Consider the following 17,462-nt stretch of genomic DNA (forward strand, 5'->3'; position numbering starts at 1 on the left):
TACTCAAATGAGCAAGAAAGATGTCCTGGAAGAATGCGTGCGCGCCAGCCTGGAGCGCTATTTCGAAGACTTGGGCGAATCCGAACCCCACGACATGTGGGACATGGTGATGCGTTGCGTGGAACGCCCGGTGCTCGAAGTAGCGCTGGAGCGGTCCGGCGGCAACCAGTCGCGCGCATCCGAGATGCTGGGCATCACCCGCAACACCCTGCGCAAGAAGCTGCTGGCGCACAATATCCAGGTATAGCTTTCCCACGCGGACGGCCGCCACAGCGCGCCGCCCGCTCCTCCAGATTTCCCATCCTGACCAGAACGAGAAAGGCGCACCCGCCCCACTCCCGTCCCTCACCATGAAAATCGAAACCGCCCTGCTTTCGGTGTCCGACAAGACCGGCATCGTTGAATTTGCCCGCGCCCTCGCCGCGCGAGGCGTGCGCCTGCTGTCGACCGGCGGCACCGCCAAGCTGTTGGCCGACTCCGGCCTGACCGTCACCGAAGTGGCCGCCCACACGGGTTCGCCCGAAATCCTGGACGGCCGCGTCAAGACGCTGCATCCGAAGATCCACGGCGGCCTGCTGGCCCGCCGCGACAGCGCCGAGCACATGGCTACCATCAAGGAAGCCGGTATCGATCGCATCGACATGCTGGTGGTCAACCTGTATCCGTTCCGCGAAACCGTGGCCAAGCCGGACTGCACCTTCGCGGACGCGGTCGAGAACATCGACATCGGCGGCCCGGCCATGCTGCGCGCGGCGGCCAAGAACCACGGCACCGAAGCCGGTGGCGTGACCGTCGTGATCGACCCGGTCGACTACTCGCGCGTGCTGTCGGAAATGGACAAGGGCGGCTCCACCTCCTACGGCCTGCGCCTGGCGCTGGCCGCCAAGGTCTACGCCCACACCGCCGCCTATGACGGCGCCATCGCCGCCTACCTGACCAGCCTGGCCGAAGCCGAGCCCAAGCAGGAGGCTGTGCCGGCCCGCAACGAATGGCCGGGCACGCTGACCCTGCAGGTCAAGCAGGAACAGGCGCTGCGCTACGGCGAGAACCCCCACCAGACCGCCGCCTTCTACGTCGACGCGCAACGTCCGGCCGGCCTGCTGGGCAACTACCGCCAGCTGCAGGGCAAGGAACTGTCCTACAACAACATCGCGGACGCCGACGCCGCGTGGGAATGCGCGCGCAGCTTCGAAGCGCCCGCCTGCGTCATCGTCAAGCACGCCAACCCCTGCGGCGTGGCCGTCGCGGCCAACACGCTGGGCGCCTACCAGCAAGCCTTCAAGACCGACCCGACGTCGGCCTTTGGCGGCATCATCGCCTTCAACCGCCCGGTGGACGCCGCCACGGCCGAAGCCGTGAGCGCGCAGTTCCTGGAAGTGCTGCTGGCTCCCGCCTACGACGGCGCGGCGCTGGCCATCCTGGCCGCCAAGAAGAACGTGCGCGTGCTGGAAGTGCCGATGGGCACGGGCCAGAACGCCTTCGACATCAAGCGCGTGGGCGGCGGCTGGCTGGTGCAGAGCCCGGACGCCTACAACGTGCCGCGCGATGCGCTCAAGGTGGTCTCGAAGCGCCAGCCCACCGAACAGGAAATGAGCGACCTGGCGTTTGCCTGGAAGGTCGCCAAGTACGTCAAGTCCAACGCCATCGTGTTCGTGGGCGGCGGCATGACCCTGGGCGTGGGCGCCGGCCAGATGAGCCGCATCGACTCTGCCCGCATCGCCTCCATCAAGGCGGAGAACGCCGGCCTGACCCTGCAGGGCTCGGCCGTGGCCTCCGACGCCTTCTTCCCGTTCCGCGACGGCCTGGACGTGGTGGTGGCGGCTGGCGCGACCTGCGTGATCCAGCCCGGCGGCAGCGTGCGTGACGACGAAGTCATCGCCGCGGCCGATGAGCACGGCATCGCCATGGTGCTGACCGGCACCCGCCACTTCCGCCACTGATGCGCGTCCTCGGCATCGATCCCGGCCTGCGCCGCACCGGCTTCGGTGTGATCGATGCCGACGGCCCGCGGCTGCGCTACGTCGCCAGCGGAACCATCGTGGTCCCGCCGGCGCTCACCCTCTCCGAACGCCTGAAGGTCATCCTGGACAACCTGCGCCAGGTGGCTCGCGACACGCAGCCCGACGTGGCCGCGCTTGAAATCATCTTCCTGAACACCAATCCGGCCTCCACCCTGCTGCTGGGCCAGGCGCGCGGCGCCGCGCTGTGCGCGCTGGCCGACAGTTCGCTGGCCGTGCATGAATACACCGCGCTGCAGATCAAGAAAGCCGTGGTCGGCACCGGCCGCGCCGCCAAGGAGCAGGTGCAGATGATGGTGCAGCACCTGCTGGCGCTGGACGGCGCGCCCTCGCCCGACTCGGCCGACGCGCTGGCCTGCGCGATCTGCCACGCCCATGCCGGGCCCATGCAGGAAAAGCTCGAACGCCTGGGCACCACGCTGCGCATGAGCGGCAAGACCCGCATCCGCAACGGCCGCCTGGTCGGCTGAACGCCTGCCGGCGCCCGGCCCTCGGCTTTCCCCATGCCGGCGCGCCCGCGCGCATAGGCGTATAGAATCCCCGGATTCGCCGCGCGTTGCGGCTTCACATCGCCAGGCCTTCAATCACCATGATCGGACGCATCACCGGAACCCTGATCGAAAAACTCCCGCCCACGATCTGCGTGGACGTGGGCGGTCTGGGCTATGACATCGACGTGCCCATGAGCACGCTGTACTCCCTGCCGGATACCGGCGCGCGCGTCACGCTCTACACGCACCTGACGGTGCGCGAAGACGCCCACATCCTCTATGGTTTCGCCACGGCCGGCGAACGCAGTGCCTTCCGCGAGCTGATCAAGGTCAGCGGCATCGGGGCGCGCACCGCGCTGTCGGTCCTGTCGGGGCTGTCGGTGGCGGACCTGGCCCAGGCCATCACCCTGCAGGAATCCGGCCGCCTGACCCGCGTACCCGGCATCGGCAAGAAAACCGCGGAACGCCTGCTGCTGGAAATGCGCGGCAAGCTAGGCGCCGACATTGGCGCCGCCGCCCACGCGGCGCCCGATAACCAGTCCGACATCCTGAACGCGCTGCTGGCGCTCGGCTACTCCGAGAAGGAATCGCTGTCGGCGCTGAAGACGCTGCCGGAAGGCGTCGGCGTGTCCGACGGCATCAAGCAGGCGCTGAAGGCGCTGGTGCGCTGAACGCGACGCCGCGCCCGGCCCCTACAGGTACCGCGGCGCGACGGCTTCCAGGCCGGTCGGCACCACGTGCAGTTCAGGGGCGATCGGCCCCGTGCAGATATTGTCGCGGCGCAGGGAATCCAGGTTGTCGCGCGACATCAGCGGCCTGCCCGGCAGGCATTCGAACAGCCCGGCCTGCATGCGGCCTATTCCCATCGGCATGCTGACCACCGGCCGGGGATGGCCGCTCCAGGCGGCGCACAGACGGGCGATCTCGCCCAGCGTATAAACCTGGGGGCCGCCCAACTCGTAAGTCTTGCCGCTGGTGTGCGCATTACCCAGCGCCGACACCAGCGCGGCCACCACATCGCCCACGTACACCGGCTGCATGCGCACGCCCGCGCCTGCCAGCGGCAGCACGGGCAGCCAGCGCGCGAGCCGCGCAAACATATTGGTGAACTGGTCGTCGGCGCCGAAAACGACGGAAGGACGGAAGATCGTCCATCCGCCCTGCTGCCAATCGGCGAATTCTTTCTTGATGGCGGCTTCGCCGTCGCCCTTGGAACGCTGGTACATGCTGTCGCCGTTGGCGTCCGCGCCCAGCGCGCTGACATGCAGCATGCGGGGCACGCCCTGGCGGCGGCAGGCCTGCGCAATGCGCTGGGGCAGGAGCACGTGCGCCCGGGCGAAATCCGAGCCATAAGGCCGGCCTGAATTTCCGTGCAGGATGCCCACCAGGTTCACGACGGCATCGCAGCCCTGCGTCAGACTATCAAGCGTGGCGTCGTCGTGGACATCGCATTCGAGCAGGGTGACGGTGGGAAGAATCTGCAGATCGCGCCCGCGGCCGTATAGACGGGTGGGCACGATGATCTGATGCTGATCGGCGGAAAGCCGCGCTACCAGATGGCGGCCGATGAAACCGGTGCCGCCGATGACAAGGATACGCATGTCGCAGCCCCTGTTCGTCAGGATTCACCCCGATTCTGCCCTGCACGGGCGACAACCGCAAGCGCGTATCGGCGGCCCCGACCCGGGGCCGCCGCCAGCCCGTCAGGCAGCCAGCAGCCTGGCGTAGGCCGGAAGGTCGACGTTGCCGCCGCTGATGATCACGCCGACCCGGGCGCCGCGCACCGGCACCACGTTCTGCATAACGGCCGTCGCCGCCAGGCAGCCGGTGGGTTCGACCACCATCTTCATGCGCTCGGCGAAGAATTTCATGGTGGCGACCAGTTGCTCATCGGTCACGGTGACGATGTCGCGGACATGTTTCTGGATCAGCGGGAAGGTCAGGTTGCCCAGGTGCGTCGTGGCGGCGCCGTCGGCCAGGGTCTTCGGGGCCGGGATTCGGACGATTTCACCCTTACGCAAGGATTGCTGGCCATCGTTGCCGGCTTCGGGCTCGACCCCGTAGACCAGGCAGCGCGGGCTCAGCGCGAAGGCGGACAGGGCCGATCCGGCCAACAGCCCGCCGCCGCCCAGGCAGACGAACAGGTAGTCCAGTTCGCCCACTTCCTCGAACAGTTCCTTGGCGGCGGTGCCCTGGCCCGCGATCACGTCCTCGTGGTCGTAGGGCGGAATCAGCGTGGCGCCGGTCTCGGCCTGGATGCGGCGCGCGATGGCTTCTCGGTCCTCGGTGTAGCGGTCGTAGGTGACGATCTTGCCGCCATAGCCTTCGGTGGCGGCGCGCTTGGCCGCGGGCGCGTCCAGCGGCATGATGATGGTGGCCTGCACGCCCTGCAGCCTGGACGCCAGGGCGATGGCTTGCGCATGGTTGCCCGACGAGAACGTCACGACGCCGGCGGCCCGCTGCTCGGGCGTCAGGCGGGCGATGGCGTTGTACCCACCGCGGAACTTGAAAGCGCCCATGCGCTGGAAGTTCTCGCACTTGAAGAACACCGTGGCGCCGCTGATCGCGTCGGCGGTGGCCGAGGTCAAGACGGGCGTGCGGTGCGCGTTGCCGGCCAGGCGCTCGCTGGCGCGCGCGACATCGTCATAAGAGGGCAATTCGGGCTGCATGGGGATTCGGTCCTTGGGTCGCGAAAGGGAAACGGAACCCCAGGATGATAAACCCGCCGCGCGCCGGCGGGCGGGCGGCGCGCCTATTTGCCGAAGAGATCGCCGGACCCGCTGGCGGTGCCGGCGGGCGGCGTCAGCCCCAGGTGACGCCAGGTCGTCAGCGTGGCGGTGCGGCCGCGCGGGGTGCGCTGCAGGTAGCCGTGCTGGATCAGATAGGGTTCGATGACGTCTTCGATCGTGTCGCGCTCTTCGCCGATGGCCGCCGCCAGGCTGTCCACGCCGACAGGCCCGCCGTCGAACTTGTGGACGATGGCCTCGAGCAGCTTGCGGTCCATCAGGTCCAGGCCCTGGGGATCCACCTCGAGCATAGCCAGCGCGCGCCCCGCGACATCCGCGTCGATGGTGCCGCCCGCCTTGACCTCGGCGTAGTCGCGCACGCGGCGCAGCAGCCGGTTGGCGATACGCGGCGTGCCCCGGGCGCGGCGCGCTACCTCGGCGGCGCCGTCGGGCGTGATGCCGGCGTTGAGCAGGCCCGCGCTGCGCGTCACGATGCGGCCGAGGTCGGTGGCGTTGTAGAACTCGAGCCGCGACACGATGCCGAAGCGGTCGCGCAGCGGGTTGGTCAGCATGCCGGCGCGCGTGGTGGCGCCCACCAGGGTGAAGGGCTGCAGGTCCAGCTTCACGCTGCGCGCGGCGGGGCCTTCGCCAATGAGGATGTCGATCTGGAAGTCTTCTAGCGCCGGGTAGAGGATTTCCTCGACCACGGGCGACAGGCGGTGGATTTCGTCGATGAACAGGACGTCGTTCTTTTCGAGGTTGGTCAGGAGCGCGGCCAGGTCGCCGGGGCGCTCCAGCACCGGTCCGGAGGTCTGGCGCAGTTGCACGCCCATTTCGTGCGCGATGATGTGGGCCAGCGTGGTCTTGCCCAGGCCCGGCGGGCCGAACAGCAGCACGTGGTCCAGCGCCTCGCCGCGCTTGCGGGCGGCGGCGATGAAGATCTCGAGCTGTTCGCGGGCGCGCTGCTGGCCCACGTACTCTTCCAGCGCCTTGGGCCGCAGGGCGCGTTCGATCGACTCCTCGTTGGGAGACACCGGCTGCGGCGCCACGATACGGGGGGCGTCGGGACGGGAGGAAAGCGAATCGGACTGGATGGCCATGGTGCGGAAACGGCAAAGGACGAAGCAGGATGCATCGTACCGTATGGACGGCCCGCCCTGGGGCGGCCCGGGCCGCCCGGTCCCCCTAGTCGGACTCGGACAGGGGCAGCTTGACCCGCACGCATAGGCCGCCGGATTCCGCCTCGCGCAGTTCCAGCGATCCGCCATGCGCGCGCGCGATGGCCTCGGCCAGGGCCAGGCCCAGCCCGACGCTGCCGGTGCGCGTGCGCGCGTCGTCGAGCCGGCTGAACGGACGCAGGGCCTCCTGGCGGCGCTCCGGCACGATGCCGGGGCCGTGGTCGGCCACGTCCAGCACCGCAAGGCGGCCTTCCCGGCGCAGCGTAACGTCGACCGGCGGCGCCCCGTGGTTCAGGGCGTTTCCGATCAGGTTGTCCAGCAGGCGGCCCAGCGCCACGGCGTCGGCCTGCACCACCAGCGCCGCCTCTTCGTCGCCGGTCCGCAAATGGATGTCGGTGCCCGCGCCATGCCAGGCGCCCACGCGCTCGGTCAGCCAGTCGCCCAGGACCATGGAGGCGTAGCGGTAGGCGGCGGGGTCGGTCCCCCGCACGAAGCCAATGAACTGATCGACCATATGCTGCATGTCCTGCAGGTCGGCGCGCAGGCCCTCCTTCAGCTTGGAGTCGTCGGCCATCTCGATGCGCAGCCACATCCGCGACAGCGGCCCCTTCAGGTCGTGCGGCAGGCCCGACAGCAAAGTCCGCCGTACCGAATCGGACTCGGACAGCGCATCCAGCATGGCGTTGAAGCGTTCGCCCAGCACGCGGGTTTCATGTGGGCCGGACGGCTCGACGCGCTGCGGCTGCCCCGCGGCAAGCCGGTCGGCGGCATCGGCCAGCCGGGTGATCGGACGCGTGATGTGCCAGGAGAAGCCCACGGCCAGCAACAACAGCAGCCCCAACCCGCCCAGCCAGGCGGCGATGAAGGGCGTGGCCACCGGCGGGTCCAGGCGGTCCAGCGGAATGACCAGCCATTCGCGCAGGCGCGGCACGTCCTCGCTGGCGGAATTGGGAGCCAGCGAAATGAAAATTTCCGGCGTGGGGCCGCGCGACAGCGCCACGCGCGTGCCGTCGTTCAGGCGCTCGTTGAGCTGCTGCACCAGCCCCCGCAGGTCGCGCCGGATATCGTCCGGCTCGGGCTTGTAGCGCCGCGCGTGTTCTTCGTGCTCGCGCGCGCGCTGCTCGGCGGAACGTTCGTCGTCACGCACTTCCGGAGGCGGCGGCGCTGGCGGCCCGTGCAATTGCGCCTCCGCCGACGGTGGTTGCGGGGGCGGCCGGGGGGCGGGCTTGGGCGGCGGAGGCGGACGGCGGCCATTGAAGCGCTGCAGCTTGGCCTCGGCCGGCAGGACGCGCGACCACAGGCGCCACTGGTTCTGCGAGGCGGTGCGCACGAAGTCGGCCCGGTCCTCTGCCGGCACCTGGGACACGGCGGCGCGCAGCGTGCGGATCGTGGTGGTGATGTAGCCGATCGCCACGTCTTCCATGAATTTGTGGCGGAAGTAGGACACAGTCACCAGCGTCGCCGCCTGCGTCAGCAGGACCGACCCCAGAATCAGCAGGATCAGCCTTGCCCGCAGCGACCGCGGCACCAGAAAGCCAGGAGAGAAGCGCATCAGGGCGAAAACCGGTAGCCGATTCCCCAGACGGTCTGGATCCAGCGCGGCTGCTTGGGATCGTCCTCGATGACGCGCCGCAGGCGCAGGATGGCGATATCGATGGCCCGGTCATTGCGCTCGCCGGCGTCATCGTCGCGCGCCAGGGCCAGCAGGCGTTCGCGCGACAGCGGCTTGCCGGCATTGCGCACCAGCGCTTCCAGCAGGTTGATCTCGCCCCCCGTGAGTTTGACCACGATGCCTTCGCGCGACAGTTGGCGCGTGGACGGGTCGAACACGAAGGGGCCGAACGAGACCGGCGCGTCCTTGGTCAAGGCGGACGGGCCGCGCTTGCGGCGCAGCACCGCCTCGATGCGGGCCAGAAGTTCGCGCGGGTCGAAGGGCTTGCCGACGTAGTCGTCGGCGCCCGCTTCCAGGCCGATGATGCGGTCAACCGCCTCGTCGCGGGCGGTCAGCAGGATGACGGGGATATCCTCGCCCTGCTCGCGCAGGCGGCGACAGGCATCCGCGCCATCGCCGCCGGGAAGCATGCGGTCGAGCACCAGCAGGTCGGGCGCGTAGCGGGTAATGCGGGCAGACAGGTCGGTGGCGTCCGGCGCCAGCAGCGTGTCGTAGCCGTGCCGGTTCAGGTAGTCGGCGAGCAGCTGCCGCAGGGCCGGATCGTCGTCGACGACCAGCAACTTGGTGTGAGGATTGTCCATGGATGCCATAGTGCGGTGCCCCGCACCCCGCCGCAAGAGGCAGGAAATCAACTGAAATATACCTGTTGCACGATGTTGGACGCCGTTTCGGGCCGGTTTATCCAGACGCTAGCCCCGGCGATAAAATAAGTGCCGGCCTGCCGCTGCCCGCTAAAGAACGTTTACAGCATCCGCGGTGTCCCCCCTCTACACTGTTCCTATGATCGCCCCTGCAATCATCCGGCGAATGTGGCTGTTGCGCGCGGCGCTGGCGGCCGGCGCGGCCTTGCCGCTGGCTCCCGCGTCCGGCGCGCCCGGTGCCGGCCTGTCGCCGTCCGGCTGGACGCGCGGCATCGGCGCCCTGGCGCCGGTCCAGCCCCTCCCCGTGCACCCTGCCCCGTCCCTGGAATCGCGCGCGGTTCCCCTGGATCCGTCCCCCTGCGATCTGCAAACGATGGAGCCTGCCGTGGACACTACGGTCCGCGGCACGGCCGGCATCGGCGACCTGGACCTGGGGATCCCCGGCACCGGCGCGGCGCTCTCGGGCGACGTCCAGCCGCTGCCGGCGGACTGCAAGGCGCTCGCCGCCCCCGAGGAAGCCCCTCCCGACTATTCCTTCGCGCTGGAAGACGGCGACTTTCCGCGCGTACCCGTCATCGTGATTTCCGGCGTGTCGCGCCCGTCGCGGCCGTGGTTCGCCTCCGCCAGCAGCCAGGAAGGCCTGCGCTATGAGGGCAGCCGCAACTGGGTCTACCGCAGCGCCGCCGGCCCGTCCGTCGCCGTGGGCAACATCACGGCCAACGCGCCGGCCTGGGGCAGCGGCGCCCCGGTGGGCGGCTTGCAGATCTCGAACTGGGCCGGCGCCGGCGCCACCGTCCCCGAAGGCAGCTTCGGCTATTCCTCATCGCTGGGACGCCTCAACAACATGGATCCCGCCGCCCGTTCGGGCGCCGTCGACTATGGGGCCTCGGTGGGCAGCGGCAGCGTGCGCTACGGCCTCACGCCCGTCCTGACCCTGGAAGGGCAGATGCAGAGCGCGCCCTCGCTCACCACGCGCGGCATGGGCACCACGTACACCGCCGGCGAATACGGCACGTTCCAGGCGGGCGCCACCCAAAGCTCGTTCGACGCGGTCAACGCCTGGCGCTACCGCTTCGGCTACAGCGTGGACGTGGCCGACACCGTCAACCTGGGCTATACGGCCGAACAAACCGGCGCCGGCTTCGGCGACCTGTCCATGTACTCGGGCGGCGCGGCCGCGACGGCGCAAACCCGCAATACGGTGTCGGCCGGCGTCCCCATCACGGGCTGGGGCGTGCTCAGCGGCACATACTCCGGCCTGCGCGAGGGCTCCGCGCTGGCCGAGCAGCGCGTGGGCCTGTCCCACAGCATGTTCGTGGCCCCCAAGGTGAAACTGGCGGTCGGCGCCGACCGCGACATCCTGTCGGGCGACTACGAGTGGCGCGCCAACCTGAGCATGCCGGTCGATACCTTCATGCGGGGCACCTGGCTGAGCTGGTAGGCGCGACACCGCGCGGACGGAAATCTCCCCCCCGGAAAGAAGGAGCCGGAATTGGGGCTTAAAATCCCTGCCATGATGCTCCCGGCCTACCCCCATGTCTGACGCGCGCGCCCTCAGCGTATTGCAGCGCGTTTTCGGTTACGAATCCTTCCGTGGCGACCAGCAAGCCATTGTCGATCAGGTGATCGGCGGCGGCGACGCGCTGGTCCTCATGCCCACCGGCGGCGGCAAATCGCTCTGCTACCAGGTTCCGTCGCTGGTGCGCGAAGGCACCGGCATTATCGTGTCGCCGCTGATCGCGCTGATGCAGGACCAGGTCGACGCCCTAACCGAACTGGGCGTGCGCGCGGCCTTCCTGAACTCCACCCAGGAGTGGCGGGTGGCCCGCGACGTCGAACAAGCCTTCCTCGCCGGCGAGCTGGACCTGCTCTACGTGGCGCCCGAACGCCTGCTGACCGACCGCTGCCTGCAATTGCTGGAGCGGGGCCGCATCGCGCTGTTCGCCATCGACGAAGCCCACTGCGTATCCCAATGGGGCCACGACTTCCGGCCGGAATACCTGGGCCTGTCGATGCTGCACGAGCGCTGGCCCGACGTGCCCCGCATCGCGCTGACCGCGACCGCCACCGAGGACACCCGCCGCGAAATCGCCCAGCGCCTGTCGCTGGACGACGCGCGCCACTTCGTCTCCAGCTTCGACCGTCCCAATATCCGCTACCGCATCGTCGAGAAGAACGAGGTGCGCAAGCAGTTGCTGGAAATGATCCAGACGGAACACGAGGGTGAGTCGGGCGTGGTGTATTGCCTGTCGCGCGCCCGCGTGGAAGAAACCGCGGAATTCCTGTGCAACCAGGGCATCGACGCCATGCCCTACCACGCCGGGCTCAGTGCGCAGGTGCGCGCCGCCAACCAGTCGCGCTTCCTGCGCGAGGACGGCGTGGTCATGGTCGCCACCATCGCCTTCGGCATGGGCATCGACAAGCCCGACGTGCGCTTCGTGGCGCATATCGACCTGCCCAAGTCCGTGGAAGGCTATTACCAGGAAACCGGCCGCGCCGGCCGCGACGGCCTGCCGGCCTCGGCCTGGCTGGCCTACGGTTTGCAGGACGTGGTGCAACAGCGCCGCATGATCGACGAATCGCCCGGCGAGGAAGCCTACCGCCGGCGTCTCGGCCAGCAGCTCGACGCCATGCTGGGGCTATGCGAAACGGTGGAATGCCGGCGCGTGCGCCTGCTGGCCTACTTCGGCCAGCAGATCACGGCCTGCGGCAACTGCGACGTCTGCCTGGATCCGCCCCAGGCCTGGGATGGAACGGTCGCGGCGCAGAAGGTGCTGTCCGCCGTCTACCGCCTCTGGAAAGAACGCGGCCAGCGCTACGGCGCGGGCCACATCATCGACATTCTGCGCGGCAAAGTCACCGAGCGCACCAGGCAGCACGGCCACGAAACGCTGAGCGTGTTCGGCGTGGGCGCCGACCTCAGCGATACCGCCTGGCGCGGCGTGCTGCGCCAGTTGCTGGCGCAGGGCCTGCTGACGGTGGACAACGAGGGATTCGGCACCCTGGCCCTGACCGAAGGCAGCCGGGCCGTGCTCAAGGGCGAACGGCAGCTGATGCTGCGCCGGGAGTCGGAAAAGAAAACTCGTTCGGGCAAGACCGGCAGCGGACGGCCCAAGGCGGCCGCCATCGACCTGCCGGCCGAGCTGCAGCCTGTCTTTGAAGCGCTGCGCGCGTGGCGCGGCGAGGTCGCCAAGAGCCACGGTGTGCCGGCCTACGTCATCTTCCATGACGCCACCCTGCGCGAGATCGCGCTGGCCCAGCCCGAATCCATGGACGCGCTGAGCCACATCAGCGGCGTGGGCGCCCGCAAGCTGGAAGCCTACGGCGAGGAAATCCTTCAGCGCGTCGCCAGGCCGGTGCTATAGGCGCGGTCAGCCCGGTGGCGGCAGCAGCGGCACCGGAGCGCGCTCCTTGCCGAACACCGAGCGGTAGGCCAGGATGTTGAACACCAGCACCACCGGGATCCCCACGACCGCGCCCGCCATCACGAGGCGCATCGACCCGAGCGCGCCGGCGCCGTCCCACAGCGTCATGTCGTCCAGGATCAGATAAGGGAACAGGCTGTAGGCCAGGCCGCTGAGCATCAGCAGGAACAGCGACACGCTCAGCACGAAGGGCAGCCAGCTGAAGCGGTCCGCCCGGCCGGGCAGCCGCGCCAGCAGCATTTCGACCGCCACGAAGCCTGCCAGCATCAGCAGCCAGACCGTGGCCGCCAGGCTCAGGTGGGCAATGTTGCTCCACTTGTAGAAGATGCCGGCGTTGGCCAGGCCCAGCGTTACCGCGATCGACACCATGCCCACCGCCGTCCAGCGGATGGCGTGGCGCGCCCAGTTGGCGGCGCGGCGCTGGAGATCGCCATCCACCCGCATGACCAGCCAGGCTGCGCCCAGCAGCACATAGGCCGCCACCGCGCACAGGCCCACGAACACGGAGAACCAGCCGTAACCGGCGTCGGACTGGTAACCCGTCGCGATCCGGCCCAGCATCATGCCCTGGCCGAACGCGGTGATCAGGGAACCCGCCCAGAACGCGAAGATCCAGCGCGGCTTCATTTCGTTGCGCGCGCGGATACGGAATTCGAACGCGACGCTGCGCAGCACCACGCCCAGCACCATGCAGGTCAACGGCCCGTAGAGCTTACCCAGCACCGCGCCCCAGGCGAAGGGAAACGCCGCAGCGAACAATCCCATGCCCAGCAGCAGCCAGAACTCGTTGGCGTCCCGCCACGGGCTCAAGAGGCTCATCATGCGGCCGCGCTCGTGCTCGGGCGCCAGCTGCAGCAGAATGCCTACGCCCAGGTCGAAGCCGTCCAGCACCATGCCCGCGGCGATTACCACGAACAGCAGCGCCATGAAGGCAAGCGGCATCCAGAAAGAAGGATCGTCGGCGTTCAGCCCTTGGGAGGCGGCCAGCATGGCGATCATGGCGCACCTCCACCCAGTTTGCGCACAGGCACGACGCCGTAGCGCGCCGCGTGGAACAGCATGCCGGCGAACGCGGCCAGCAACAGGGCGTACAGCACGCCGTAGCCGGCCATGCCGTACAGGACGGTGCTCGAAGACACCGAGCCCAGGATCTCGGATTGCGTGATGGTGCCGTTCACCGCGAACGGTTGCAGGCCGATGACGGACACCCACCATCCGGCCACGACGGCGATGCCGCCGGAAAACATCATGCCGCACACGACCCGCTGCCACCAGCGCGGCAGCGTCGACGGATCCAGCCCGCGCCGGAACGTCCACAGGAAGGTCACGCAGGCCACGGCCAGCATCAGCAGGCCCAGCCCGGCCGCCACCCGCAGCGACCAGAAGGTCAGCGCGACCGGCGGCAGCATGCCCGAATACTTGTCCAGCCCCTGGTAGGTGCCGTCCGGATTGCGATGCAGCCACATTCCGCCCATGTTGTGCAGGGTAACGTCGGCCAGGTTCGTGTGGTTGCGGGCGTCCGGCCAGCCGAACAGCACCAGTTGCGGCTCGGCGCCGCTTTCCCAGAAGCCGGCGGCCGCTGCCGCCTTGGCGGGCTGCAGCTTGGCGACCATCTGCCCGGCGCCGGTCGCCACCGGCAGCTGCAGGCAGGAAGCCACCACCGCGACGACCAGGGCGGTCTTGAACGCGCTGCGCTCGCCGTCGCCCAGCGGGCGCCGCAATGCCTGCAGCGCCGTCACGCCCATCATCAGGAAGGAGGCGGCCAGCGCCGCGCCCACCACCACCACGGCCATGCGCCAGCCCACCGACGGGTTCAGCACCACGGCCGTCCAGTCATAGACCTGGTAGCGGCCGTCGACCAGCAGGGCGCCGTCCGGCGTCTGCATCCAGGATTGCAGGGCCAGCACCCAGAACACCGCCACCAGCTGCCCCACCGCCACCATCAGCACCGCCAGCGTGTGGGCGCCGTCGGAAACGCGCCGCTGGCCGAACAGCATGACGCCGAGGAAACACGATTTCAGGATGAACGCCGACAGGATGCCGTAGCCCAGCAAGGGGCCGGCCACGTTGCCGATCTTGTCCATCAGCCCCGCCCACAGGCTGCCGATCTGGATAAGCACCGGCACGCTGGCCGCCAGCGTCAGCACGAAGGCCAGCGCGAATATCCGCACCCAGAAGCGGTAGGCGGCCGTCCACCCGCCATGGCCGGACCAGCGGGCGCGTATCTTGAAAAACAGCAACACCCAGGCAAGCGCCAGGGAGACGGCCAGGAACAGCGCCAGGAAACTCAGGCTGGCCACGAACTGCGCACGGGCCAGGGATAAGGTGGATATGTCCATGATGGCCCGTAGTTTAGAGCCAGTTACAAGACTGTGGGGCCAGATTGAAACCGGTTGCATACCTTGCGAAAAGAGGCCACCTGCGGAACGTGGCAAAATTGACTCTTTGTCGCTGCTTTTTCCTATTCTTTCAAGAATGACCTCCGCCACGACGCCGACCCCCGCCGCATCCAATTTCCTGTTGAATATCGTCCAAGACGACCTCGGAGCCAATCGCTTCGCTGGCAAGCGCTGGGCGGGCAAGCCCGGCCCGGCGGCGCAACAGCAGCAGGGCAGCCTGGACCCGGCCCGTATCCGCACCCGCTTTCCGCCGGAGCCCAACGGCTACCTGCACATCGGCCACGCCAAGAGCATCTGCGTGAACTTCGGGCTGGCGCGCGATTTCGGCGGCGTCTGCCACCTGCGCTTCGACGACACCAACCCCGAAAAGGAAGACCAGGAGTACGTCGACGCCATCATCGAGGCCGTGCACTGGCTGGGCTTCGACTGGAAGGCCGATGGCAACGACAACCTGTACTTCGCCAGCGACTACTTCGGCTACATGTACGAATTCGCCGAGGCGCTGATCGAGGCCGGCCACGCTTACGTGGACGAGCAGAGCGCCGAGGAAATCCGTGCCAACCGCGGCACGCTGACCGAACCCGGCGTCAATTCGCCCTGGCGCGACCGCCCCGCCTCGGAATCGCTCACGCTGCTGCGCGAAATGCGCGACGGCAAGCATCCCGACGGCAGCCTGGTGCTGCGCGCGAAGATCAACATGGCTTCGCCCAACATCAACTTGCGCGATCCGGTCATGTACCGCGTGCGCCATGCCACCCACCACCGCACGGGCGACCAATGGTGCATCTACCCGATGTACAGCTGGGCGCACCCGGTCGAAGACGCCCTCGAAGGCATCACGCACAGCGTCTGCACGCTGGAATTCGAAGACCAGCGCCCGTTCTACGACTGGATCCTGGCGCGCCTGGCCGAACTGGGCAAGCTGGCCCAGCCGCTGCCGCACCAGTACGAATTCGCCCGCCTGAACCTGAGCTACGTCGTCACCAGCAAGCGCAAGCTGCTGCAACTGGTGCGCGAAGGCCACGTGGATGGCTGGGACGATCCCCGCATGCCCACCCTCTTCGGTCTGCGCCGCCGCGGCTACACGCCGGCGTCGATCCGCCTGTTCTGCGAACGCACGGCCGTATCCAAGTCCGACTCCCGCATCGACTACAGCCTGCTCGAACAGGCCGTGCGCGACGACCTGGATCCCATCGCCGCCCGCTCCGTGGCCGTGCTGGACCCGATCAAGCTGATCATCACCAACTATCCGGAAGGCCAGACCGAGATCTGCACCGCGCCGCGCAACCCGCACGATCCGGAAGCCGGCGTGCGCGAATTCCCGCTGTCGCGCGAGCTCTGGATCGAACGCGACGACTTCCGCGAAGAAGCGCCCAAGAAGTACTTCCGCCTGTTCCCGGGCAACACTGTGCGCCTGAAGTACGGCTATGTGGTCCGTTGCACCGGCTTCGTCAAGAACGACGCCGGCGAGGTCGTCGAGGTCCATGCCGAATACCTGCCGGACACCAAGAGCGGCACGCCGGGCGCCGACAGCGTCAAGGTCAAGGGCAACATCACCTGGGTCAGCGCGGCCCACGCGGTGCCCGCCCAGATCCATCTCTACGACCGTCTGTTCGCCGACGCCCGCCCCGATGCCGGCGACAAGGACTTCCTGACCTGCCTGAACCCGAATTCCAAGCAGACCGTCACGGCCTGGCTGGAACCGGGCACCGTCGCCACCCCCGGCGCCACCTGGCAGTTCGAACGCCTGGGCTACTTCGTCGCCGACCAGAAGGACTCCACCCCCGAGGCGCCGGTGCTGAACCGTATCGTGACCCTGCGGGACTCCTGGGCGCAAGGCTGACGCGCCGCGTCCGCATTGCTGGGGAAAAGGCGCCTTTCGGCGCCTTTTTCATCGCTGGGCCGTCCCGGGGCGGGTTATCATGCCCGACATCCCGCAGCCGGTTGAGCGCCCCTGTTTCAGGCGCCCGGACCGCCAGCCAAAACCAAGATGAACACTGAATCCCTAGCCCTGGACTTCAAAAGCGCCACTCTGTATGCCATCAGGGTGGTTCTGCATAGCGCCGACCCCGAACACCTGGAGGCCGCGCTTGCCAAGCGCATGGCCGACGCCGGCAGCTTCTTCGAAAACGAACCCGTGGTCATCGACGCCAGCCGCGTCGAGGACACGCTCGATTGGACCGCCCTCGTGGCGGCGCTGCGGGGCCATAACCTGCCCCCCATCGGCGTCGTGGCCGAAGGCGCCAACCTGCAGGCCGCCCGCGAGGCCGGCCTGACGCCGGTGGAACTGTCCACGCCCCCCGCCCGGCCCGCTCCAGTCGTCGATACCGCGCCGCCCAACGATGTCGCCACGCCCGTGCCGTCCGTGCCGGCCGCCGCGGTCGAAACCGCGGCCGCGCCCACCGAAGCGGCGGCAGAAAGCGAAGCGCCCGCCCCCGGCAAACCCGATAGCGACCCGCTGCCCGCGCGTGAAGCCAGCAACGCCACCTCGGCCGCCAGCCCCACGCCCGCCGCCCCGCAATCGTCTTCGGCGCTGGTCATCACCAAGCCGCTGCGTTCCGGCCAGCGCGTCTACGCGCGGCACACGGACCTGGTGGTGATCGGCATGGTGAGCCAGGGCGCGGAAGTCATCGCCGACGGCAACGTCCACGTCTACGGCCCCTTGCGCGGCAAGGCCATGGCCGGCGCGCGCGGCGACACCTCGGCCCGCATCTTCACGACGCACCTGGACGCCGAGCTGCTGGCCGTGGCGGGCGTCTATCGCGTGGTCGAGGACAAACTGGACCGCACGCTGCAGAACCAGCCGGCGCTGGTCCGCCTGGACGGCGACACCTTGCGGATCGAGGCCCTGAAGGCGTGAGCCCCTACGCGGCACCTTCGGCTTGCGGCCCCCAAAGGGGGCAGGCCCGCGA

The 17,462-nt window shown here is 68.7% G+C and carries 15 protein-coding genes; 8 read left to right on the forward strand and 7 right to left on the reverse strand.

Features of this window, described 5'->3' with window-relative positions:
• The first annotated feature begins 7 nt into the window (after positions 1-7).
• The 4 genes from AGI3411_RS06470 (at position 8) to ruvA (ending at position 3,180) form a co-directional block, all read left to right on the forward strand.
• A complete protein-coding gene (locus tag AGI3411_RS06470) occupies positions 8-247 on the forward strand; it encodes a helix-turn-helix domain-containing protein (protein ID WP_006217670.1) in 240 nt (79 codons plus the stop codon).
• Between the two features lie 103 nt (positions 248-350).
• On the forward strand, positions 351-1,940 hold the full coding sequence (gene purH / locus AGI3411_RS06475; protein ID WP_129526568.1) for a bifunctional phosphoribosylaminoimidazolecarboxamide formyltransferase/IMP cyclohydrolase: 1,590 nt from the start codon (positions 351-353) through the stop codon (positions 1,938-1,940).
• On the forward strand, positions 1,940-2,488 hold the full coding sequence (gene ruvC / locus AGI3411_RS06480; RefSeq protein WP_129526569.1) for a crossover junction endodeoxyribonuclease RuvC: 549 nt from the start codon (positions 1,940-1,942) through the stop codon (positions 2,486-2,488). Before purH ends, ruvC begins: the two co-directional genes overlap by 1 nt.
• Before the next feature lie 119 nt (positions 2,489-2,607).
• Complete coding sequence (ruvA, locus tag AGI3411_RS06485; RefSeq protein WP_129526570.1) at positions 2,608-3,180, forward strand: Holliday junction branch migration protein RuvA; 573 nt, start codon at positions 2,608-2,610, stop codon at positions 3,178-3,180.
• A 21-nt stretch (positions 3,181-3,201) separates the two neighbouring features.
• Here ruvA and AGI3411_RS06490 read toward each other — a convergent pair whose 3' ends face one another.
• From AGI3411_RS06490 to AGI3411_RS06510, 5 genes are all read right to left on the reverse strand, one after another.
• Entirely contained in the window at positions 3,202-4,110 is a 909-nt protein-coding gene (locus AGI3411_RS06490; RefSeq protein ID WP_129526571.1) for a complex I NDUFA9 subunit family protein, read from the reverse strand.
• A 102-nt stretch (positions 4,111-4,212) separates the two neighbouring features.
• A complete protein-coding gene (locus AGI3411_RS06495; protein ID WP_129526572.1) occupies positions 4,213-5,178 on the reverse strand; it encodes a threo-3-hydroxy-L-aspartate ammonia-lyase in 966 nt (321 codons plus the stop codon).
• 83 nt (positions 5,179-5,261) lie between these two features.
• Complete coding sequence (gene ruvB / locus AGI3411_RS06500; RefSeq protein ID WP_043543803.1) at positions 5,262-6,335, reverse strand: Holliday junction branch migration DNA helicase RuvB; 1,074 nt, start codon at positions 6,333-6,335, stop codon at positions 5,262-5,264.
• An 85-nt stretch (positions 6,336-6,420) separates the two neighbouring features.
• A complete protein-coding gene (gene risK, locus AGI3411_RS06505) occupies positions 6,421-7,965 on the reverse strand; it encodes a sensor histidine kinase RisK (RefSeq protein ID WP_129526573.1) in 1,545 nt (514 codons plus the stop codon).
• Positions 7,965-8,666 (reverse strand): response regulator, encoded by a 702-nt coding sequence (locus AGI3411_RS06510; protein WP_129526574.1) that lies wholly within the window; start codon positions 8,664-8,666, stop codon positions 7,965-7,967. The genes risK and AGI3411_RS06510 overlap by 1 nt, the downstream gene beginning before the upstream one ends.
• Positions 8,667-8,892: 226 nt before the next feature.
• Between AGI3411_RS06510 and AGI3411_RS06515 the strand changes: the two genes are divergently transcribed.
• A complete protein-coding gene (locus AGI3411_RS06515; protein WP_244240269.1) occupies positions 8,893-10,167 on the forward strand; it encodes a fimbria/pilus outer membrane usher protein in 1,275 nt (424 codons plus the stop codon).
• 94 nt (positions 10,168-10,261) lie between these two features.
• Positions 10,262-12,091 (forward strand): DNA helicase RecQ, encoded by a 1,830-nt coding sequence (gene recQ / locus AGI3411_RS06520; protein ID WP_129526576.1) that lies wholly within the window; start codon positions 10,262-10,264, stop codon positions 12,089-12,091.
• A 6-nt stretch (positions 12,092-12,097) separates the two neighbouring features.
• On the opposite strand, the gene AGI3411_RS06525 is transcribed toward recQ, so the two are convergent.
• Positions 12,098-13,150 (reverse strand): cytochrome d ubiquinol oxidase subunit II, encoded by a 1,053-nt coding sequence (locus AGI3411_RS06525; RefSeq protein WP_129526577.1) that lies wholly within the window; start codon positions 13,148-13,150, stop codon positions 12,098-12,100.
• Positions 13,147-14,490, reverse strand: a complete 1,344-nt coding sequence (locus tag AGI3411_RS06530) for a cytochrome ubiquinol oxidase subunit I (RefSeq protein WP_129526578.1) — start codon at positions 14,488-14,490, stop codon at positions 13,147-13,149. Before AGI3411_RS06530 ends, AGI3411_RS06525 begins: the two co-directional genes overlap by 4 nt.
• A gap of 136 nt (positions 14,491-14,626) precedes the next feature.
• Here AGI3411_RS06530 and AGI3411_RS06535 point away from each other — a divergent pair, with 136 nt between their 5' ends.
• Complete coding sequence (locus AGI3411_RS06535) at positions 14,627-16,393, forward strand: glutamine--tRNA ligase/YqeY domain fusion protein (protein ID WP_129526579.1); 1,767 nt, start codon at positions 14,627-14,629, stop codon at positions 16,391-16,393.
• 147 nt (positions 16,394-16,540) lie between these two features.
• Positions 16,541-17,410, forward strand: a complete 870-nt coding sequence (gene minC, locus AGI3411_RS06540; protein ID WP_129526580.1) for a septum site-determining protein MinC — start codon at positions 16,541-16,543, stop codon at positions 17,408-17,410.
• Positions 17,411-17,462: the final 52 nt, after the last annotated feature.

The organism is Achromobacter agilis, from assembly GCF_900496965.1.
GTDB classification, from domain to species: domain Bacteria; phylum Pseudomonadota; class Gammaproteobacteria; order Burkholderiales; family Burkholderiaceae_B; genus Achromobacter; species Achromobacter agilis.